The sequence below is a fragment of the Azoarcus indigens genome, from assembly GCF_004361735.1.
GTDB lineage: Bacteria > Pseudomonadota > Gammaproteobacteria > Burkholderiales > Rhodocyclaceae > Azoarcus > Azoarcus indigens.
This window is the reverse complement of sequence record NZ_SNVV01000001.1, coordinates 191,617-212,685: the sequence shown is the minus strand read 5'-3', so window position 1 is coordinate 212,685 and position 21,069 is coordinate 191,617. Positions and strand designations below refer to the sequence as shown.

The 21,069-nt window shown below is 71.2% G+C and carries 14 protein-coding genes; 12 read left to right on the top strand and 2 right to left on the bottom strand.

Going from position 1 to position 21,069, the window contains the following annotated elements; translation table 11 throughout:
- Positions 1–62 precede the first annotated feature (62 nt).
- Together C7389_RS01000 and C7389_RS00995 are read right to left on the bottom strand one after the other, a co-directional pair.
- Positions 63–1,283: an MFS transporter gene (locus C7389_RS01000; RefSeq protein ID WP_162851624.1), complete on the bottom strand. Its 1,221-nt coding sequence runs from the start codon at positions 1,281–1,283 to the stop codon at positions 63–65.
- Between the two features lie 25 nt (positions 1,284–1,308).
- Complete coding sequence (locus tag C7389_RS00995) at positions 1,309–3,360, bottom strand: ABC transporter ATP-binding protein (RefSeq protein WP_162851623.1); 2,052 nt, start codon at positions 3,358–3,360, stop codon at positions 1,309–1,311.
- A 541-nt stretch (positions 3,361–3,901) separates the two neighbouring features.
- Here C7389_RS00995 and C7389_RS00990 point away from each other — a divergent pair.
- The 12 genes from C7389_RS00990 (at position 3,902) to C7389_RS00935 (ending at position 20,959) form a co-directional block, all read left to right on the top strand.
- A complete protein-coding gene (locus C7389_RS00990; RefSeq protein ID WP_133587472.1) occupies positions 3,902–5,053 on the top strand; it encodes a sigma-54 interaction domain-containing protein in 1,152 nt (383 codons plus the stop codon).
- The gene (folE2, locus tag C7389_RS00985) at positions 5,050–5,853 is read left to right on the top strand and encodes a GTP cyclohydrolase FolE2 (protein ID WP_133587470.1); all 804 of its coding nucleotides are present in this window, start codon (positions 5,050–5,052) and stop codon (positions 5,851–5,853) included. Before C7389_RS00990 ends, folE2 begins: the two co-directional genes overlap by 4 nt.
- A 233-nt stretch (positions 5,854–6,086) precedes the next feature.
- Positions 6,087–7,841 (top strand): ABC transporter ATP-binding protein, encoded by a 1,755-nt coding sequence (locus C7389_RS00980; RefSeq protein WP_133587468.1) that lies wholly within the window; start codon positions 6,087–6,089, stop codon positions 7,839–7,841.
- A complete protein-coding gene (locus C7389_RS00975) occupies positions 7,834–9,645 on the top strand; it encodes an ABC transporter ATP-binding protein (protein WP_133587466.1) in 1,812 nt (603 codons plus the stop codon). The genes C7389_RS00980 and C7389_RS00975 overlap by 8 nt, the downstream gene beginning before the upstream one ends.
- Before the next feature lie 202 nt (positions 9,646–9,847).
- Positions 9,848–10,240 carry a 4Fe-4S dicluster domain-containing protein gene (locus C7389_RS00970; protein ID WP_211342496.1) on the top strand — a complete coding sequence of 131 codons (393 nt, stop codon included), beginning with the start codon at positions 9,848–9,850 and terminating at the stop codon, positions 10,238–10,240.
- 9 nt (positions 10,241–10,249) lie between these two features.
- Positions 10,250–11,872 carry an FAD-binding protein gene (locus tag C7389_RS00965; RefSeq protein ID WP_133587463.1) on the top strand — a complete coding sequence of 541 codons (1,623 nt, stop codon included), beginning with the start codon at positions 10,250–10,252 and terminating at the stop codon, positions 11,870–11,872.
- A gap of 480 nt (positions 11,873–12,352) precedes the next feature.
- A complete protein-coding gene (locus C7389_RS00960) occupies positions 12,353–14,791 on the top strand; it encodes a TonB-dependent receptor plug domain-containing protein (protein ID WP_162851622.1) in 2,439 nt (812 codons plus the stop codon).
- Between the two features lie 150 nt (positions 14,792–14,941).
- Positions 14,942–16,750 (top strand): ABC transporter permease, encoded by a 1,809-nt coding sequence (locus tag C7389_RS00955; protein ID WP_162851621.1) that lies wholly within the window; start codon positions 14,942–14,944, stop codon positions 16,748–16,750.
- A gap of 54 nt (positions 16,751–16,804) precedes the next feature.
- A complete protein-coding gene (locus C7389_RS25025; RefSeq protein WP_211168553.1) occupies positions 16,805–18,001 on the top strand; it encodes an ABC transporter ATP-binding protein in 1,197 nt (398 codons plus the stop codon).
- Entirely contained in the window at positions 17,998–19,176 is a 1,179-nt protein-coding gene (locus C7389_RS00945; protein WP_162851620.1) for an ABC transporter substrate-binding protein, read from the top strand. Before C7389_RS25025 ends, C7389_RS00945 begins: the two co-directional genes overlap by 4 nt.
- Before the next feature lie 24 nt (positions 19,177–19,200).
- Positions 19,201–20,301, top strand: a complete 1,101-nt coding sequence (locus tag C7389_RS00940; RefSeq protein ID WP_133587454.1) for an amidohydrolase family protein — start codon at positions 19,201–19,203, stop codon at positions 20,299–20,301.
- A gap of 79 nt (positions 20,302–20,380) precedes the next feature.
- Complete coding sequence (locus C7389_RS00935) at positions 20,381–20,959, top strand: malonic semialdehyde reductase (protein ID WP_133587452.1); 579 nt, start codon at positions 20,381–20,383, stop codon at positions 20,957–20,959.
- Positions 20,960–21,069: the final 110 nt, after the last annotated feature.

The following is a 21,069-nucleotide window of genomic DNA, read 5'->3' as shown; positions in this document are numbered from 1 at the left end:
TATGGTTTTGGGAGATGGGAGGCTGAGGTGGGAGCCTGAGGTGGGAGAGGGCAAGACCGCACTCACTCCTCCACCCTCGCCGCCGCATGCAGCCCGGCGCGACGGGTAGCCGGCAGGGTGGCGATCAGCAGGGCGCCGTAGGCCAGGGCGCAGCCGGCCACCAGTGCGCTCAGCGCCGCCCAGTGCGCTGCCTGGGTGATCAGGAAGGCGCCCACCGCCGGGCCGGTGCGGAAGATCAGGCCGTACAGCGCCACCACCCGGCCGCGCAGCGCCGGCGCGCTCTGCAGCTGGCACAGCGACTGCATGGCGATGTTGCAGATGACGTGGAACAGGCCCGCGGCCACCATGGCCGGCAGCGCCACCTGCAGCGAGGGGGTGGCGGTGAAGGCCAGCAGGGAGGCGGCGAGGCCCAGGCCGGTGACGAGCACACTGCGCGCCAGCGCCTGGCTGTCGCGGCCGCGCAGCATCAGCAGGGCGCCGAGCAGGGCGCCCAGGCCCTGGGCGCTCATCAGCATGGAAAGGATCTCCGGCCCGCCGCCGAAGACTTCGCCAGCGAAGGCGGGGAAGAGCTCCGAGAAGGGGCGCGCCAGCAGCGAGAAGGCCAGCGCGAGGAAGATCACCGCGGCGATCTCCGGTGTGCGCAGCACGTAGCGGAAGCCTTCCACCACGTCGCCGGCCAGCGCCGCGCCGCGCGCCAGCGGCGGGCGGTCCAGCCAGCGGCGCAGGTGCACGATCACGCCCAGGATGGCGAGGAAGGACAGGGCGTTGAGGGCGAACACCAGCGCCACCGGGCCGAAGTACATCGCCAGCCCGGCGGCGGCCGGCCCCACGCTGCGCGCCACCGCCACCGCGATGGAGTTGGCGGCGATGGCCTGCGACAGGCGTTCGCGAGGTGCCAGCAGGCCGTTGATGAGCATGCGCACCGGCTGGTTGAAGCCCTGCAGCGTGGATTCCGCCACCGCGAACAGCAGCAGGCCGTGGATGGTGATGGCGCCGGTGGCGGTGGCCGCGCACAGCACCAGCGCCAGCAGCAGCGTCAGCGCCTGGGTAAGGCAGAACAGGCGGTAGGGATTGCTGCGGTCGGCCACCGCGCCGGCCAGCGGCGCCACCCACAGCGCGGCGATCAGGTCCGCCATGGCGATGGTGCCCACCCAGGCCACCGAGTGGGTCAGCTCCCAGGTGAGCCAGCCGACGCCGGTCTTCTGCGCCCAGGAGCCGATGGAGGAGAGGCCGTGGCCGACGCTGAAGAGGATGAAGTTGCGCGCGGGCGGATCGGTTTGCACGGCGGGATGGACAGACTCCGCCATCTCAGGGCGCCGCGCCCGGCCGCAGGGAAGCGCCGTGATCCGGGCGCGGCGCCTCGGCCTCCGGGTCGCCGCCGGGGTCGGCGGGCAGCGCGTCCTGCGGATCGCTGGGCGGCGCATCGGCGAGCGGGGAGGTGGCAGCCGGCGCGGGCGTTGGCTTGCCGGCGCCGGCCGGCGCCTCGTCCGACAGAAAACCACCCGCCTGGCCGGACCACAGCCGGTGATAGGTGCCGCCGCGGGCGAGCAGCTCCGCATGGCTGCCGTCCTCGACGATGCGGCCGTTGTCGAACACCAGGATGCGGTCCAGGTGGGCGATGGTGGACAGGCGGTGGGCGATCACGATCACCGTCTTGCCCTGCATGGCCTCGTCCAGCGTCTCCTGGATGGCCTTCTCGGTCACCGAGTCCAGCGCCGCGGTGGCCTCGTCCAGGATCAGCACCGGCGCGTTCTTCAGGATCACCCGGGCGATGGCGATGCGCTGGCGCTGGCCGCCGGAGAGCTTCACCCCGCGCTCGCCCACCATGGCGTGGTAGCCGTCCTTCATCTGGGCGATGAAGTCGTGCGCATGGGCCTTGCGCGCCGCGTCCTCCACCTCGGCGTCGCTGGCCTCCAGCCGGCCGTAGCGGATGTTGTCCAGCAGGCTGCGGTGGAACAGGCTGGGGTCCTGCGGGATCAGGCCGATCTGGGCGTGCAGGCTGTCCTGCGGCATCAGCCGGATGTCGTGGCCATCCACCAGGATGCGGCCCTGCTGCGGATCGTAGAGGCGCAGCAGCAGGCTGACGAAGCTGGACTTGCCGGAGCCGGAGAAGCCCACCAGGCCGACGCGCTGGCCGGCCGGGATGCGCAGGCCGAGATCATCGAAGATGCGCTGCTCCGGCGTATAGCCGAAGCCGATGCCGCGGAACTCGATCTCGCCGCGGCGGATGACGGCCGCCTGCGCCTGCGGCAGGTCCACCAGCTCGTGCGGCCGGATCAGCGTGCGCACGCCGTTGTTCACATTGCCGATGAACTCGAAGAACTCCAGGAAGCGGCGGCTGAGGTTGCGCGCCTCGTTGATGATGAGCAGCGACAGGCTGGTGGCGAGCACGAACTCGGCCACGCCGATCAGCCCCTGGCTCCACAGGCTGAGCGCATACCACAGCGTGCCGACCTTGAGCACCGCGGCGGCGGCGAACTGGAACCAGCGCACCCGTTCCGAATACCACATCGAGCGCCGCACCGCCTTCAGCTCGGTGGCGAGGTGCTGGTCCAGGTGCTGGCGCTCGAAGCCCAGGCGGGCGAACAGGCGGGCGGAGAACAGGTTGGTCACCGAATCCACCAGCTTGCCGGTGGTTTCGCTGCGCGCGGCGGCGGCCTGCACCGCGTAAGGCTGGCAGCGCGTCGCCAGCCACCAGGACAGGGCGACGAAGGCCACCGCCCAGCCGAGCACGAACACCGCCAGCTGCAGGTGGGCGCCCAGCAGCAGCGCCACCGACACGCCGATGACGATGGCCACCGGCCAGAAGTCGAAGATGATGGCCCACATGATCTGGTTCACCGCCAGCGAGGTTTCGCCGATGCGGTGCGCCAGCGCGCCGGCGAAGTTGTCGCTGAGGTAGCGGTGGGAGTGCTGCTGCAGATAGGCGTAGAGCGCGCGGGTGACCGCCTGGCGCTGCAGCGGGCCGAAATAGAACTGCAGCGTGCCGGCGGCGCGGCTCAGCACTACCTCGCCCAGCGCCAGGGCGACGAAGAGCAGCAGCGGCAGGCGCAGCGCCTCCAGCCAGCCGGTGCCGGCGCCGCCCAGCGCGGTCACGCCGCGGATGATCTCCGAGATGGCGTAGGGCAGCAGGATGCTGCAGGTGGCATGGCCGCCTTCCAGCGCCACCATGCCCAGGTACCACAGCGGCCGTTCGCGGGCGAAATACAGCACGAACTGCAGCGGCGAGGCGGGCAGGGCGGGCGCCTGCGGCGCGCGCTGTTCCCCGGGCGCGGCCTGCGGGCCGTGGCCTTGGGGATGAGCCTGGGCGGGGCCGGCCGGTTCGGGCCGGGTGGCGTGCTCCGACGGCGGATGTGGCATCAGCGCGGGCGAACCGTTGGGGACTGGAATGGAACTGTGAGTCAAGGAACTGAGAGTCGGAAGGGACACGGAAGTGCGACCGGCAAAGTCGAAGCCGGCCTTTCAGCAATTAGCGGTCCACGGCGCCAGGCCCGCAGGCAGCGGGCTGGCGGCGCTGCGGGGGCGGCGCCGATGTTGCAGGCGCAGCATTTCCTGTTGTGACTTGCTGCGCTTGCAGCAGCCGGCGCGGCGAACGGGAAGCGGCCGGAAGCGCGCCTGGCATGGCGCATTCCGCATGGATACGCGGGATGCGGCCCGGCGGAGCGCGCGGGTCGCAACTGGGTGCGCTTCTTGCTGAACACCCCGGAAACAGCGGGCAAGGGCGCCGCCCGCCTGTACCGAAAACGAAACAACAGGGGGCGCGAACTGGCGCGGGGCGGGCATTGCAGCCGCAACACGTTGGTCATATTCGTGAAACGATGGATTACAAGTCACTTAATCTTGGTTGGCCGCGCTCGGGCGGTGGACGATCCTTTTTGCGACGCAAAACGAAGGATCGACGATGAGCCAATCTGTGTATCAACTGCACGACGACGGGAAGCGGGAGGCGGCGCCGCTGCTCACCTTCTCTTCGCCGGAGGCGCATTCCCTCTCCATCCGGGCGCGCGCGCTGGTGTTCCACGATCCGCGCTCGGTCGGCCTGCTGGAAGAGGTGGGCCGGGTTGCGGCCAGCGAAGCCACCGTGCTGATCGTCGGCGAGACCGGCACCGGCAAGGAGCTGATCGCCCGCCACATCCACCAGCAGAGCGGTCGCAACGGCCCCTTCGTGGCGGTGAACTGCGGTGCCTTCAGCGACAACCTGGTCGAGGCCGAGCTGTTCGGCCATGAGGCCGGCGCCTACACCGGCGCCTCCCAGGCCCGCGCCGGCTGGTTCGAGGCCGCCAACGGCGGCACCCTGTTCCTGGACGAGATCGGCGACCTGCCGCTGGCCATGCAGGTGAAGCTGCTGCGGGTGCTGCAGGAGCGCTGCGTGGTGCGCATCGGCGCGCGCAAGCCGATACCGATAGACGTGCGCCTGGTGGCGGCCACCAACGTCGATCTGGCCCGCGCGGTGCGCGCCGGCAACTTCCGCATGGACCTGTATTACCGCCTCAACGTCGCCTCGGTGCAGCTGCCGCCGCTGCGTGAGCGGCCGGGCGACATAATGCCGCTGGTATGGCACTTCGTGGACCGCTACCGGCGCAAGCTGGCGCTGCAGTCGGTAACGCTGAGTTCCGCCGCCGAATGCGCGCTGCTCAACTACGACTGGCCGGGCAACATCCGCGAGCTGGAGAACGTGGTGCATTACGCCCTCATCGTCTCCCGCGAAGGCAAGGTGGACGTGGGCGACCTGCGCCTGCCGCGCGGCGAGGCCAGCCTGCTGGCGGCGACGCCGGGCAGCTGGAACGCCGAGCCGGTGGCCGAGGGGCCGCGCCTGGCCTGCGTGATCCGCCGCATGCTGGAGCAGGGCCATGAGCGGCTCTACGAGGCGGTGGAGGAGGAACTGGTGAAGACCGCCTTCGCCTTCTCCCGCGAGAACCAGGTGCAGACGGCCAAGCGCCTGGGCATCTCCCGCAACGTGCTGCGCGCCCAGCTGAAGCGTTTCGGCCTGCTGGGCGCCGGCTGGCAGGCGCCGGGCGAGGAAGCCGCCGGCGAGGAGGCCGCCGAGTCGTGAATGCACCGGATTTCCTGCGCCTGCCGGATGTGCAGGCGAGTGCGGACGAGCGCGCGCTGGCGATACAGCGCGTCGGCGTCCGCGGCCTGCGCCATCCGCTGGCGCTGCGCGGCGCCGACGGCACGGTGGCGCACACCGTGGCCACGGTGGAGAGCACGGTGGCGCTGCCGGCCGCGGTGAAGGGCGCGCACATGTCGCGCTTCGTCGCCGTGCTGGAGGAGTCGCGCGGCACCGTGTTCGACAGCGCCGCCTTCGCCGCCCTGCATGCCCACATGCTGGCGCGGCTGGAGTCGGAGCGCGGCCGCATCCAGTTCCGCTTTCCCTGCTTCCTGGAGAAGCGCGCGCCGGTGTCCGGCATCGCCAGCCTGCTGGACATCGACGCCACGGTGGAGGTGGACGGCGCCCTCGGCGAGCCGCCCCGGCAGACGCTGAGCCTGGTGGTGCCGGTGACCAGCCTGTGTCCCTGTTCCAAGGAAATCTCTGCCTACGGCGCCCACAACCAGCGCTCCCACATCACCCTGACGGTGGCGCCGCGCGCACCGCTGACGCTGGAGGAACTGGCGCGGGTGGCGGAAGAGGAGGCTTCGTCCGAGCTGTACGGCCTGCTCAAGCGCGCGGATGAAAAGTGGGTGACGGAGCGGGCTTACGAGAACCCCAAGTTCGTCGAGGATCTGGTGCGGGATATCGCGCTGCGTCTGCGTGCTGACAGCAGGCTGTCGGCGTGGCGGGTGGAGTCGGAGAACTTCGAATCCATCCACAACCATTCGGCGTATGCGCTGATCGAGAGCGGGGGGATTTGAGGGGAGCGCTGCCGCGCACACGGGAGCGTTTTCCTCTTTCCCCTTTCCCCTCGCGGGGCCAAGGCGGAAAAAGGCGAAGCATCGCTTCGCCCGCAGCGCTCTGTGGCCGGCAAGCCGCGGGGCTGGCGAGGGGGCAAAGCCCGTCGCTGCGATACTCTCCCCAAGCTTGCCAGCCACGCCGCCTGAAACCCATCCCTCTCAACCCCGCCAGCCTTCCCAAACAACAAGAAAGCATGCTGAAACTCCTTTCCTACCTCAGGCCGTACTGGGTAGCGAGCCTGCTCGCGCCGCTGCTGATGGTCCTGGAAGTGTCCATGGACCTGATGCAGCCGCGGCTGATGGCGAGCATCGTCGACCAGGGCGTGATGCAGGGCGATCTCGCTCATGTCGGCCGGAGCGGCCTGCTGATGCTGCTGTGCGCGCTGCTCGGCCTGGTCGGCGGCGTGGGCTGCACGGTGTATTCGAGCAAGGCGGCGGTGGCCTTCTCCAGCGACCTGCGGCGCGATCTCTTCGCCGCCACCCAGGCCTTCAGCTTCGGCAACCTGGAGCGCATCGGCACCGCCTCGCTGATCACCCGGCTGGGCAGCGACGTCGCCCAGCTGCAGCAGTTCGTCATGATGCTGCTGCGCGTCTTCGTGCGCGCGCCGCTGCTGGTGCTGGGCAGCATGGCGATGGCGGTGGGCATCAGCCCGGCGCTGGCGCTCATCCTGCTCGCGGTGGTGCCGCCGCTGTTCGGCGTGCTCTACCTGCTGATCCGCTGGTCGGTGCCGCTGTTCGCCCAGGTGCAGCAGAAGCTGGACGCGGTGAACCTGGTGCTGCGGGAGAACCTCGCCGGCATACGGGTGGTGAAGGCCTTCGTCGGCGGCGAGCGCGAGCGGCAGCGCTTCGACGCCGCCAATGCCGACTACGCCGGGGCGGCGATACGCGCCTGGCACATCGTCACCCTCAACGTGCCGCTGCTCACCTTCGCGCTCAACTGCGCCATCGTCGCCGTGCTGTGGTTCGGCGGCCTGAGGGTGGAGGCGGGCAGCCTGAGCGCCGGCGAGCTGGTGGCCTTCATCAACTACGCCACCATGATCCTGTCCTCGCTCACCTCCATCGGCATGCTGCTGATGAACTATTCCCGCGCCAGGGTGGCGGCGGAGCGGGTGAACGCGGTGTTCGCCGAGCGGCCGGAGATCGTCGCGCCGGCGCAGCCGCAGCAGCCTGAGCTGCAGGCGGTAGCGGAGCGCGGCTGCGGCCCGGAGATCTGCTTCGACCGCGTCACCTTCCGCTACCCCGGCGCGCTGCGGCCGGCGCTGGACGCGCTGACGCTGACGGTGCCGGCCGGCGCCACCGTCGCCCTCTTCGGCAGCGTCGGCGCCGGCAAGTCGGCGCTGCTGGGGCTGGTGCCGCGCTTCTACGATGCGGACGAGGGCGCGCTGCGGCTGGCCGGCATGGACCTGCGCCGGCTGGACCCGGCCTGGCTGCGTGGGCAGATCGGCTATGTACAGCAGGAGACGGTGCTGTTCTCCGGCAGCGTGCGCGACAACATCCGCTACGCCAGCCCGGCGGCGGACGCAGCCGCGGTGGAGGCCGCCGCCCGCGCCGCCCAGGCCCACGACTTCATCCTGCGCCTGCCGCAGGGCTACGACACCGTGCTCGGCCAGCGCGGTGCCGACCTCTCCGGCGGCCAGCGCCAGCGCCTCGCCATCGCCCGCGCGCTGCTGCCGCGGCCGCCCATCCTCATCCTGGACGACGCCACCAGCGCGGTGGACCTCGCCACCGAGGCGCGCATCCTCGGCGGCATCAAGGCGCTGCTGCCGCAGGCCACCTGCCTGATGGTGGCGCAGCGCGCCGCCGCCGCGCTGGCCGCCGACTTCGTCGTGGTGCTGGAGCAGGGCCGCATCCTCGCCCAGGGCAGCCATGCCGGGCTGATGAGCACCTCCGCCGCCTACCGCGAGATCCACCGCGGCCAAGCCGCGCTGGAGAAGGTGTTCCATGATTAGGCCGCAACCCTTGCAGGGCATCGCCCCCCAGCCCGCCGCCGGCGCCGGAGGCAGCGCCCGCGATACCGGCTCCACCCTGCGCCGGCTGTGGGCCGGCATCGGCGCTCAGCGCGGCGGCCTGGTGCTGGCCTTCGTCCTCACCCTGCTGGGCACCGGCCTCGGCCTGCTCGGCCCCTGGCTGATCGGCCGGGTGGTGGATGCCAACGTGGTGCCGCGCACGCTGGACGGCCTGGCCGGCGCCTGCGCCTGGCTGCTGGCGGTCTACCTCGGCGCCGCCGGCCTCACCTGGGCGCAGTCGCGGCTGATGATCATCGTCTCGCAGCGCACGGTGACCGCGCTGCGCAGCCGCCTGTTCGCAACCCTGCAGGGCCTGCCGCTGGCCTTCTTCGCCCGCCGCAGCCACGGTGAGCTGATGAGCCGCGCCACCAACGACATCGAGCTGATCGCGCTGTTCCTCAACCAGGCGCTGCCGCAGCTGCTCACCAGCGTGGTGATGCTGTTCGGCTCGCTCGCCATCATGCTGTGGCTGGACCCCTGGCTGACCCTGCTGGCGCTGCTGGTGGTGCCGCTGGTGGCGCTGGCCACCCGCGCGGTGGCGCGCCGCACCCGGCGCCATTTCTCCGCCCAGCAGGCGAGCATGGGCGAGCTGAGCGGTTTCATGGAGGAAACCCTGTCCGGCCAGAAAGTGGTGCAGGCCTGCCGCCGCGAGGGCGAGGCGCTGCGTACCTTCGCCGGCCTCAACGCCCAGGTGCGCGAGGCGGCGACGCGGGCGCAGATCATGGCCGGCACCATGGGGCCGGCGATGAATGCGATGAACAACGCCGCCTACGCGCTGATGGCGGCGGTGGGCGGCTGGCTGGCGCTCCGGGGCCACACCTCCCTCGGCGTGGTCATCGCCTTCCTCAACTATTCGCGCCAGATCGAGCGGCCGATCAACGATTTCGCCAACCAGTTCAACCTCGCCCAGTCGGCGCTGGCCGGCGCCGAGCGGGTGCTGGACATCCTGGACGAGGCCGGCGAGCCCGGCGGCGGCGCGCGGCCGCAGGCGGTGCGCGGCGAGGTCGAGTTCCGCGGCGTGTCCTTCGGCTACCAGCCGGACAGGCCGGTGCTGCGCGGCATCGACTTCCATGCTGAGGCCGGCAGCAGCATCGCCCTGGTCGGCCCCACCGGCGCCGGCAAGAGCACCATCGTCAACCTGTTGATGCGCTTCTACGAGCCGGATGCCGGCACCATCCTGGTGGATGGCCGCGACATCCGCGAACTGGACCGCGACGCCCTGCGCGCCCACTGCGGCATGGTGCTGCAGGAGGCGCAGCTGTTCTCCGTCAGCGTGCGCGAGAACATCCGCTTCGGCCGGCCGCAGGCGAGCGACGCCGAGGTGGAGGAGGTGGCCCGCCTGGTGCAGGCGGACGACTTCATCCGCAGCCTGCCGCAGGGCTACGACACCCCGGTGGCCGGCAACGGCGGCAATCTCAGCCAGGGCCAGCGCCAGCTGCTCACCATCGCCCGCGCCCTGCTGGCCGACCCCGCCATCCTCATCCTGGACGAAGCCACCAGCAGCATAGACAGCCGCAGCGAGGCCAGGCTGCAGGCGGCGATGAAGCTGCTGCTGCGCGGCCGCAGCAGCTTCGTCATCGCCCACCGCCTGAGCACCATAGAGACGGCCGACCGCATCCTGGTGATTGCCGGGGGACGCATCGCCGAAGCCGGTACCCATGCGGAATTGCTGCAGCGGCAAGGGGTGTATCACGGGCTGTACCGGAGCCAGTTCGGAGGGGCGGAGAAGGCGGTAGAGGCGGTCTGAGGCTGGTCTGGAGCTGGCCTGAAACTGGGGCCGGCGGGGCTGCTTTTCTACGGCCAGCGCTGCCCGCCGCGCAGCAATTGCTGCCCCGTCTGCAGCAGTGCCGTGCCGCCCTGGCAGGCGCATGAGGCGGCCCTGCTGGGAGAGTGGTCTTTGGCACGCCCCTTGCGGAATCCGCGCTTTTCCACTGCCGGAACCGCGAGAAGTGATCGAACTGATACTCGAGCCGCGCTGCGTGCGCTGCCTTGCCTGCGTGCGTGTCTGTCCCAACGACGTGCTGGAGGCCGACGGCGACGGCCTGCCCTACGTCGCCCGCCAGCAGGATTGCTGCAGCTGCTTCCTGTGCGAGGCCTATTGCGCGCCGGATGCCCTCTACGTGGCGCCGGAAGCCTATCCGCTGCCCGGCCTGGATGCCGCGCAGCTGCTGGCCGACGGCCGCATCGGCGCCTTCCGCCGCGCCCTGGGCTGGGACCAGCGCAAGCCCGGCGAGCTGGACGCCCGCGCAGGGGCGGCGCCGGCGATACAGCGCGGCCACCCCGGCAGCCCGCAGGATCTGCATCGCAGCGAAAGCTACGCCAACGGCATCAACCGTCACTGAGGGGCCGCGATGAGTACCTATACCGAAGTGACGACGGACAGCGGCCGCCGCATCGCCGCCGGCGACTACGAGATCGACCACAAGGCGGACGTGCTGGTCATAGGCGGCAGCCTGGCCGGTGCCTGGGCGGCGCTGGCCGCGGCCCGCGCCGGTGCCCGGGTGGTGCTGGCGGAGAAGGGCTGGATGGGCACCGCCGGCGTTGTCGCCGCCGCCAGCGTCGGCGGCTACTACGCGCTGCCGGACGACCCGGCCCAGCGCGAGGGCGTGATCGGCGTGCGGCACCAGGAATCCCGCGGGCTGGACGACCTCGGCTACGTGGAGCGGGTGTACGACCAGAGCTACCGCAGCTTCACCGAACTGCGCGCGGCCGGCTTCGCCAGCGCCCGCCTGGGCGCCTTCCCCGGGCCGGACAGCATGGCCTTCCTGCGCCGCCAGCTGCTGGCGGCCAAGGTGAAGATCCTGGACCACAGCCCGGCGCTGGAGCTGCTGCAGACCGCCGACGGCGCGGTGGCCGGCGCCGCCGGCATCCAGCGCAAGAGCGGCGAGGCCTGGCGGGTGCGCGCCGGCGCGGTGGTGCTGGCCACCGGCGGCAACGCCTTCCTTTCCGGCGCCCAGGGCACCAACGGCCTCACCGGCGACGGCTACCTGATGGGCGCCGAGGCCGGCGCCCGCCTGCAGGGCATGGAGTTCTCCGGCCACTACGGCCTCACCCCGGCGGAGGGCAGCTGCACCAAGGGCGGCATGTACTTCAGCGGCCACATCTACGACGACGCCGGCGCGCGGCTGGACCCGCTGCCGTCCTGGTTCGCGGTGCCCAACGTCGCCCGCACCCTGCTGTCCGGTGGCAAGGCCTGGGTGGTGCTGGACAAGGCGGCGCCGGAGCAGCACGACACCCACCGCCGCCAGAGCCCCAACTTCTACCAGTACTTCAGCCGCCGCGGCGTCGATCCCTTCCGCCAGCGCTGGCCGGTGAAGCTCACCTACGAAGGCACGGTGCGCGCCGCCGGCGGCCTGCTGGTGGATGAGGGCTGCGCCACCGGCGTGCCCGGCCTGTACGCCGCCGGCGACGTCACCGACCGCTGCCGCCTCACCGGCGCCTTCCTCAGCGGCGCCGGCCCGGCGGTGGCCTGGTGCGTGGCCTCCGGCGAGTGGGCGGGGCAGGGCGCCGCCGCCTTTGCCCGCGCGCTGGGCAAGGGCGCGCATGCGCGGCAGGTGAAGGGCGCGGGCGCCTGCGGGCTGCGGCCGGGCGGCGGCGCCACTGGCGCCGGCAAAGGCCCCGGCGGCCGCGAGACCATCGCCCGGGTGCAGGAGGAGATCCTGCCGCTGGAGAAGAACTTCTTCCGCGACGGCAAGCAGCTGACCGCCTCGCTCGGCCGCCTGGATGCGCTGTGGACCGCGGCCCGCGCGGAGCTGTCCGCCGCCGGCCCGCGCGAACTGCTGAAGGCACGCGAGGCGGCCGCGCTGGCGGCCTCGGCGCGCTGGATCTACCGCGCCGCGCTCGCCCGCACCGAGAGCCGTGGCCTGCACCGGCGCAGCGATTTCCCCGAGGAAGATCCGGCGCAGCGCCATCACCTGGTGCTGAGCGGCGTGGATGAAATCCGCATCGCGCGGCGCGAGGCGCTGCCGGCCTGAGCGGGGGAATAGGGCGGGGCATGGGCCGGGCGGGGAATAGGTCGGGGCATGGGTCGGAGCATGGGTCGGAGCGGGACATCGGCCGGGGCGGCTGACGCGTCAGCGGGGCGGTGCGTACTCAGCGTCGCCGCCCGGCGGGTGCGCCTGTCCGCAAGCCGCCGCTTCCACCCAGCAAGGCGGTGCCCGCCGGCAGCGCCTGACCCATTCCCAGCAGCCCAGTTGCGCAGGCAGCAGCTTTGCTGGCCGCGGCTCAGTATCGTCTCTTCAACATGCTGAAATAAAAGAGATTATTTCCTGGCACGGTTTCCGCTAAGAGCCTCCCCGCGTTCCCGTATCTATGACTATCTGGATAGAGCGGCGCCTCACCCGGCGTGCGGGCGGACTGGAGGTCCGCCGCTTCCGCAGGCAGGAAAACCAATCAGACAAAGGATGTATATGCAAAAGTTTGCGCTGACCGCGATTGCGGCATTTTGCAGCGCCATGATCCCGGCGGCCCATGCGCAGCAGGTGCCGCGGGCGGCCGAGGCCGGTGGCGAGGATTCCGCCCGGCTGGATGCGGTGGTGGTGCTGGGCTCCTCCCGCCAGGACCAGACCACGCTGAAGAGCTCGGCCCCGGTGGAAGTGATCAGCGCCCGCGAGCTGGAAGAAACCGGCGCGGTAACGCTGAACCAGGCCCTGAGCAAGCTGCACCCCTCGTTCAACTTCTCCCAGGGCCAGAACGCGGTGAAGGGCCAGGCCACCCGCTCCGCCTCGCTGCGCGGCGTCAGCCCGGCCTATACGCTGGTGCTGGTGAACGGCAAGCGCCGCCACACCCAGGCGCTGCTGCAGGGCACCGACCCGTGGCCGGCGAACAACGTGGTGGATGTGAACACCATCCCCATCAGCGCCATCGCCCGCGTCGAAGTGCTGCGCGATGGCGCCGCCGCCCAGTACGGCTCCGACGCCATTGCCGGCGTCATCAACATCGTGCTGAACGATGCCGCCGAGGGCGGCGCGGTGAACGTGCGCTACGGCGGCTACACCGACGGCGGCGGCGAAACCCATGCGGTGAATGGCTGGAAGGGCTTCCAGCTCGGCCAGGACGCCGGCTTCGTCAACCTCAGCTTCGACTACCTCAAGAGCGGCCAGGTGGACCGCGCCGAGGACGACTGGCGTCAGCTCTTCCCCACAGGCGATGCCCGCAACCAGACCTATGACAAGGACTACGGCCACTGGGGCCAGGCCTCGCGGGAAAACTTCAGCTTCCTCGCCAACTCCGAGCTGAAGCTGGGCGATGGCACCGCCTACGCCTGGGTGAACTACGCCGACAAGCGCACCGGCAACTATGTGAACCCGGAGCGCCTCGTCATCGGCACCGGGCTGCCCGGCGACCTCATCCGCGACAACACCTCCAACAACCTCGCCATCTACCCCAACGGCTACCAGCCGCGGCGCAACTACTACTCCACCGACTGGGCCGGCGTGCTCGGCTACCGCTTCGGCGAGGAAGCCACCGGCAAGCTGGACATCGGCGTGAGCTGGGGCGAGAACGTCACCTGGATCAAGGGCCTGGACACCACCAACCCGAGCTGGGGCGCGGCCAGCCCGACCACCTTCGACATGGGCGGCTGGCGCTCCACCCAGACCAGCGTGACGGCGGACTACGTGCGCAGCATCAGCCCCAGCTGGGCGCCGGCGCCCATCCTGATCAACGCCGGCCTGCTGACGCGGCGCGAAACCTGGGGCATAGACTCCTTCGGCGACGAAGCCTCCTACACCAACGGCGGCCTCTCCAACTCCAGCAACGGCATCCCGGTGACCGCCTCCAGCTCCGCCGGCCTGATGCCGATCGACGGCGGCACGGTGGACCGCAACGTCAAGGGCGCCTACCTCGGCTTCGAAACCGACATCACCGAGAAACTCCAGATCGGCGTCACCGGCCGCTACGAGGACTATTCCGACTTCGGCGATACGGTGAACGGCAAGGTTTCCGGCCGCTACGAGGTGAACAAGGCGCTGGCCTTCCGCGGCACCGTCAGCACCGGCTTCCACGCCCCCAGCCTGGGCCAGCTCGGCACCCAGACCACCGCCTTCACCAGCAACTGGACCAACACCGGCCTGGGCCTCGCCGAACCCGGCCGCACCCGCCAGTTCCGGCCGGACGATCCGCTGGCGGCGGTGTTCGGCGCCAAGTCGCTGGACCCGGAAAAGTCCGACAGCGTCTCCCTCGGCTTCGTGTTCACGCCGGATTCCACCACCTCGCTGACGGTGGATGCCTACTACCTGAAGATCAAGGACCAGGTGATCATCACCGACGCCCTGCGCGGCGCCGGCGTCACCAGCGCCTTCAACGGCATCGGCCTGAACGGCTACACCCAGGCCAGCTACTACTTCAACGGCTGGGACACCACCACCAAAGGCATCGACTTCGTCGGCCGCAAGAAGCTGCGCTTCGATGGCGCCGGCGTGCTGGACCTCAGCCTCGGCCTCAGCTTCCTGCGCACCAAGGCCAGCAACGTGAAGGACACGGTGACGGTGAACGGCACCACGGTGACGGTGGTGAACGACTACCGCGTGCGCGACATCGAGGACGGCGTGCCCAAGAACAAGCTGGTGCTGGGCGGCCGCTACACCTACCGCGACTGGACGGTGGACACCACGGTGACGCGCTACGGCGAATACACCTACAACGCCGCCGCCGGCGCGGTGAACGGCAACCACGACCAGACCTTCTCGCCGGAATGGTATGTGGACCTCAACCTCGGCTACCGCATCACCAGCAACCTGCGGCTGGAGCTGGGCGCGCAGAACCTGTTCAACAAGTACCCGGACAAGTACGACACCACCAACCGCGCCAGCGGCATCAACCCGTACTCCTTCATCGCACCGAACGGGGCGTCCGGCCGCTTCGTGTATGCGGGGGCCAACTTCATCTTCTGATGCGGGCGGCATCGCCCGCGCTGCGGCCCCGGCCCGCCGCTCTCCCGCGCGGGGGAGGGCGGGCCGTAATGGCCGTAATGGCCGTAATGGCGGCAATGGCGGCAAGGGCCGCACATGCAATTCATCCGAACAGCATCAAGGCTGGAACCCATGTCAGTAGATACCCCGGCCGGCGCGCTGCGCCTGCCGCCTTCCAACTTCCGCCCGCGGCGGCGCTGGCCGCTGGCCCGGCTGGCGCTGTATGCGGCGCTGTTCTTCATCCTGGTGTGGCCGGTGCTGATGCTGGTGGCCGGTTCCTTCCGTTCCGCCGCGCCCGGCTTCGACGGGGCGTGGACGCTGGCCGCGTGGACCGGCACCTTCGACAGCCCGGGTACCGGCCGGGCGATGGGCAACTCGCTGGTGCTGTCGCTGGTGAGCACCCTGGCCGCCACCCTGATCGCCGCGGGCCTGGCCTTTCTCTCCGAGCGCACCGACCTGCCGCTGCGGCGCGGCGTCACCCCCTGCCTGATGCTGATGTTCGCCACCCCGGCGCTGTTCTATGCCCTGGGCTACGCCATGCTGGGCAACGCCTACACCGGCTCGGCCAACAAGCTGCTGCAGACCCTGTTCGGCGCCGGCGCCGCCTGGTTCGACGTCGAGACCTGGACCGGCCTGATCACCGTGATGGTGCTGAAGAAGGCCTCGGTGATCTATCTCTTCCTCATCGGCCCCTTCCGCGCGCTGGATCCCAGCCACAACGACGCCTCGCTGGTCTCCGGCGTCGGCCAGTTCGGCACCTTCCTCCGCATCGACCTGCCGACGCTGACGCCGGCCATCACCGGCGCCATCCTGCTCGGCGTGGTGGCCGGCCTGCAGGCCTTCGACATGGTGCTGATCCTGGGCTGGCCGCAGGACATCGACGTCGTCGCCACCCGCATCATGAGCTTCATCAACGGCGCCGCACCGCCGGACTACGCCCGCGCCAGCGTGCTTTCCATCGCCCTGCTGGCGGTGGTGGCGCTGCTGTGCATCCTGCAGTCGCGCCTGCTGGGGCGCCGCAGCTTCGTCACCGTGGCCGGCAAGAGCGGCGGCCGCCGCCGCATCCGCCTGGGCCGCGCGCGCTGGCCGCTGGCGGCGCTGGTGGGGCTCTACCTCCTGCTGGCGGCCATCCTGCCGACAGGCTCGGTGGTGTTCTCCTCCTTCCAGCCTTTCCCTGGCATCTACGAAGGCTATTCGCTGCAGCACTACCGCAACATCCTGGCGCTGCCGCGGGTGGTGGACGCCATCCAGACCACCTTCGCGGTGGCGCTGCTGTCCGGCTTCGCGGCGATGGCGCTGGCGGTGTCGGTGGCGCTGCTGGCGCGGGCGCTGCCGCCGCGGCGGGCGGCGCTGCTGCGCTTCGTCAGCCTGATTCCGCTGGCCATGCCGGGCGTGGTGACCGCGCTGGCGGTGTCCTGGGCGGTGGTGAGCGTGCCGGGGCTGAAGCAGCTCTACGGCAGCTTCTGGCTGGTCACCCTGGCGCTGGTGGTGGTGGTCACCCCCTTCGCCATCCAGGTGGCCAACGCCTCGGTGGCGCAGCTGTCGCCGGAACTGCAGGAGGCCGCCCGCATCGCCGGCGCCTCGCCGTTCCGCGCCGCCATCGACGTGGTGCTGCGGCTGATCGCGCCCAGCTTCCTCGCTGGCTGGTTCATGGCCGCCATCATCGTCTCCGGCAACCTGGAGGTGCCGCTGCTGCTGCGCGCGCCGGGGCTGAACCCGATCTCCTCGGTGGTGTACAGCCTGTATTCCTCCGGCGACTTTTCCGCCGCCTCGGCGCTGCTGGTGATCCTGCTGCTGGCCAAGGCGGCCATCTGGGGCATCGCTTGGGCCGGCTACCGCGCCTGGGTGGTGGTGCGCAGCCAGCGCCGTCGCCGCCTGCTGGGCGTGCTTGCCGGCGGCAGCGGCGCGCCGCTTTCCCGCCCGGCGGCGGCTTCCGCCTGAGGCCATGCCGATGAACACCCCGATTCCCCGATTTCCCACAGGAGCATCCGAGAAGTGACAGCAAGCAATGGCAGTGGCGTGAGCCTGCAGGGCCTGCGCAAGTATTTCGCCGCCGGCAAGCGGGTCACCACCGCGCCCAAGCGCGGCGCCATCGACGGCCTGGACCTGGAGATACGCGACGGCGAATTCTTCGTCCTGCTCGGCCCCAGCGGCTGCGGCAAGACGACCACGCTGCGCTGCATCGCCGGGCTGGAGGAACCCTCCGCCGGCCGCATCGCGCTGGGCGGCGGCGTGGTCGCCGATCCGGCGGCGGGCTTGTTCGTGCCGCCGGAGAAGCGCGCCATCGGCATGGTGTTCCAGAGCTATGCGCTGTGGCCGCACATGAGTGTGTTCGACAACGTCGCCTATCCGCTGCGCCACCGGCGCAAGGGCCTGTCGCGCGAGCAGCTGGCGCGCGAGGTGGGCGCGGCGCTGGAGCTGGTCGGCCTGGACGGGCTGGAGGGCCGCGGCCCGGCCGAGCTTTCCGGCGGCCAGCAGCAGCGGGTGGCGCTGGCGCGGGCGGTGGTGGCGCGGCCCAGCCTGCTGCTGTTCGACGAGCCGCTGTCCAACCTGGATGCCCAGCTGCGCCAGCGCCTGCGGCAGGACCTGCGGCGGGTGCACGAGGAGGCCGGCGGCACCTCCATCTACGTTACCCACGACCAGGCGGAGGCGCTGGCGCTGGCCGACCGGGTGGCGGTGATGCGCCTGGGCCGGCTGGAGCAGCTGGGCACGCCCACCGAGATCTTCCTGTCGCCGGCCACCCGCTTCGTCGCCGAGTTCGTCGGCTTCGACAACCTGCTGCCCGGCCGCTTGACCCGCCGCGACGGCGAGCGCGCCTCCTTCCTCCCCGATGGATGGCGCCGCGAGGTGGTTGGCCGCGCGCCGGCCGCCCTGGCGGTGGGCCAGCGCGGCCTGCTCGCCTTCCGCAGCGCCAACCTGCGGCTGGAAGCCGGCGTGGCGGCGCAGGGCGCGGCCAATGCCTTCGCCGCCCGCGCCGGCGCCATCGCCTACCTGGGCGAGCGCTTCCAGGCGGAGGTGACGGTGGAAGGCCAGCGCTTGCTCGCCAGCCTGCCGCTGGCCGCCTGGGATGGCCGTGGCGACCTGCATCACCCGCCAGGCTGGCACGAAGCCCATGTGACGCTGGCGCCGGGCGACGCGGTGATCCTGCCGGAAGCGGCCGCGGCGCTGGACGCGGTGGCGGAGGCGGCATGAAGCGCTTCTTCATCCCCGGCCTTGCCCATGCGGATGCCGGCCGCCGCCGCCTGCTGCGCGCCGGCCTCGCCGGTGCCGCCGGCTGGGCGCTGGCCGGCTGCGGCGCGGAGGGTGGGGGCGGCGGAGCAGGGCAGGGCGCTAAGACTTCCGAAGCAGCCGAAGCCACCCTGTTCGGCAACGCCGCTACCCGCGACGAACTCGCCGGCCTGTACCGCGAGGCGCTGCAGGGCGGGCAGCGCACCGTGGTGGTCTACGGCGCCGCGGTGGATGCCGAATGGGAGCCGCTGTGGCTGGCCTTCCAGGCGGACTTCCCCGGCCTGCGGGTGATCTACATGCACGTCTCGCCCACCCAGGTGATGTCGCGCATAGACGCCGAGCGCCAGGCCGGCAACCGCATGGGCGACCTGCTGATGCAGCCGGTGAACGTGCTGCCGCTGATCGCCCGCCGCGGCTACTTCGAACCCTGGCGCCCGGCCAGCGCCGAAGGGCTGGCGGATGAATACCGAGACGAGGCGGACCGCGCCCACTACCCCTTCTCCAAGGTCTTCGGCCTCGCCTACAACAGCCAGCAGGTGGAAGCGGATGCGCTGCCGCAGCGCTTCGACGAGCTGCTGGCGCCGGCCTGGCAGGGCCGCTTCTCCTACATCAAGCCGGTGACCGCCGTCGGCACCACCGACGTCGCCTTCGCCACCCTGCTGCGCGATGGCGTGGTGGATCGGCCGCGCTTGCAGGCGCTGCACCGCGCCGGCCTGTTCACCGGGCCGGATGCCGGCGTGACCTACGTCAGCCAGGGCCGGCTGGCGCTCAACCCCTGGGGCTACCTGGCGGTGGTGGTGCGGCAGCGGGCGCTGGGCGCGCCGGTGGCCATCCGTTTCGTGCCCGACTTCTCGGTGAACGTGCCCTTCGGCTTCGGCGTGGTCGGCGGCGCGCCGCACCCGGCGAGCGCCCGGCTGCTGAAGAGCTGGCTGTTTTCGCCGCGCGGCCAGGCGGCGGTGGCGCAGCAGGCCTACCAGCTCGGCACCATGCCGGACGCGCCGCCGCCGCCCTTCTACCCCGGCAGCGCCGCCGAGCGCGGGCGCCTGCACCGCAGCCCGCCGCCGGATGCCCTGGTGGCCGATCTCGAAGCCCAGCGGGGCATGCTGCGCGACATCTTCTTCCGCCCCAAGCCGACCTGACCCCCCGCCCAGAGGACTGTGCCCATGAGCACGATTTCAGACGCATCGCCGCCCGCCGCCCCGCGCGGCCTCATCGACCTCCACAGCCATTGGTTCTCGCCGCGCGCGGTGGAACTGCTGAGCGCCCGTGGCGTGGCGCCGCGCTTCGTCGGCGGCGAAGATGGCCGCCGCCACCTGCACCGCGCCGGCCCCGGCACGCCGCACGGCCGCTCCGAGGCCTTCCCGGTGGGGCCGCAGTGGTTCGACATCGACGCCCGGCTGGACCACCTGGACACCCACGGCATCGCGCACCAGCTGCTGTCCTGGCCGACCACGCTGGGCGTGGACGCCGCGCTGCCGGCGGCGGAAACCCTGCCGCTGTGGGCCGCCTACAACGATGACCTCGCCGCGCTGGTGCGGCGCCACCCGCGGCGCTTCAGCGCGGTGGCGGCGCTGTCCAGCTCGGACGTGGCCTGGTCGGCGCGCGAGCTGGCGCGGGCGCATGCCGAGCTGGGGTTGATAGGCGGCGTGCTGCCGGTCAATGGCTTCACCAGCCTGGCCGGCGCCGAGCGCTTCCGGCCGCTGTTCGAGGTCGCCCAGCGCAACCGCAGCCACCTCTACCTGCACACCGGCTACGCCCACCCCTCGGTGCCCGGCCAGCCGCCGCTGCACCTGCACAGCGACAACGCCGAGATCCGCGCGCTGCTGGACACCGGCTGGAGCTTCGCCGCCGCCGCCATCACCCTGGCTTTCAGCGATTTCCTCGACGCCTACCCTGACGTCACCGTGCAGATCGCCATGCTGGGCGGCGCCGGCACCATCGCCCTGGTAGCCGAGCAGGTGGCGCTCAACGCCGAGCGCCTGGGCGTGGGCGCCGGTGCGGACGAGGTGCGCGCCCGCTTCCACCGGCTGTGGTTCGACACCGGCGCCGCCGGCCGCGGCGCCGAGGCCATCGCGCTGGCGGCGCGGGTGCTGGGCGAGGACCGCATCGTCCTCGGCACCGACTACGCGCCGGCGCCCAGTGTGCGGCCGGTGATAGACCAGATCCTGCGGGCGCCGCTGCAGCCCGCCCAGCGCGAGCGCATCTTCAGCGCCAACGCCCGCGCGCTGCTGGCTTCCCGCGGCGTGGCGCTGGCCGTGGCCTGAACGCCTTCCCGACTTTCCAACCCGGCCGGCGAGGCCGGATCTTCCCCCGCGTTTCCATACCCATCCAACAGGAGAAACCATGGGCACTCCCCTCCACCAGGCCGCACTCGACCAGCTCTTCGTGCAGGCCCGCACCTACGGCAAATTCGAAGCCACCGCCGTGGGCGACGAAACCCTGCAGCAGCTCTACGAACTGCTGAAATGGGGCCCGACCGCCTTCAACGCCCAGCCTGGCCGCTACGTCTTCGTGCGCAGCGCCGAGGCCAAGGCCAGGCTGGAGCCAGCCCTGTCCGCCGGCAACAAGGAGAAGACCCTGGCCGCGCCGGTGACGGTCATCGTCGCCCAGGACAGCCGCTTCTTCGAACATGTGGCCAACCCCAAGATCCGCGAGCTGTTCGAGGCCAATCCTGCGCTCGTCGACCCCACCGCCTTCCGCAACAGCTCGCTGCAGGCCGCCTACCTCATCGTCGCCGCCCGCGCTCTCGGCCTGGACGTCGGCCCCATGAGCGGCTTCAACGCGGACTTGCTGAACCAGACCTTCTTCCCGGACGGCCGCTACAGGGTCAACCTCATCGCCAACCTCGGCTACGGCCTTGCCGGCTCGCCCGCCCCGCGCGCGGAGCGCTTGGGTTTCGAGCAGGTTGTCGAAGTGCTGTGAGCCGATAGGCCCTGCCGCCCCTGGCGGGGCAACACGCTCTCCCCGGCCCTTGCGCGGGGAGGGCGTGTTGCGCCCCTCGCCGAGCGGTATTGGTGCTCCGCGAAGAAAGG

Bases quoted from the DNA above. Each gene is read 5' to 3' on its own strand.
- C7389_RS00975 (WP_133587466.1), top strand. From the start codon at position 7,834: ATGATTAGGCCGCAACCCTTGCAGGGCATCGCCCCCCAGCCCGCCGCC.
- C7389_RS00965 (WP_133587463.1), top strand. From the start codon at position 10,250: ATGAGTACCTATACCGAAGTGACGACGGACAGCGGCCGCCGCATCGCC.
- C7389_RS00960 (WP_162851622.1), top strand. From the start codon at position 12,353: ATGATCCCGGCGGCCCATGCGCAGCAGGTGCCGCGGGCGGCCGAGGCC.
- C7389_RS00935 (WP_133587452.1), top strand. From the start codon at position 20,381: ATGGGCACTCCCCTCCACCAGGCCGCACTCGACCAGCTCTTCGTGCAG.
- C7389_RS00955 (WP_162851621.1), top strand. From the start codon at position 14,942: ATGTCAGTAGATACCCCGGCCGGCGCGCTGCGCCTGCCGCCTTCCAAC.
- C7389_RS00945 (WP_162851620.1), top strand. From the start codon at position 17,998: ATGAAGCGCTTCTTCATCCCCGGCCTTGCCCATGCGGATGCCGGCCGC.
- C7389_RS00980 (WP_133587468.1), top strand. From the start codon at position 6,087: ATGCTGAAACTCCTTTCCTACCTCAGGCCGTACTGGGTAGCGAGCCTG.
- C7389_RS00940 (WP_133587454.1), top strand. From the start codon at position 19,201: ATGAGCACGATTTCAGACGCATCGCCGCCCGCCGCCCCGCGCGGCCTC.
- C7389_RS00995 (WP_162851623.1), bottom strand. From the start codon at position 3,360: ATGCCACATCCGCCGTCGGAGCACGCCACCCGGCCCGAACCGGCCGGC.
- C7389_RS00990 (WP_133587472.1), top strand. From the start codon at position 3,902: ATGAGCCAATCTGTGTATCAACTGCACGACGACGGGAAGCGGGAGGCG.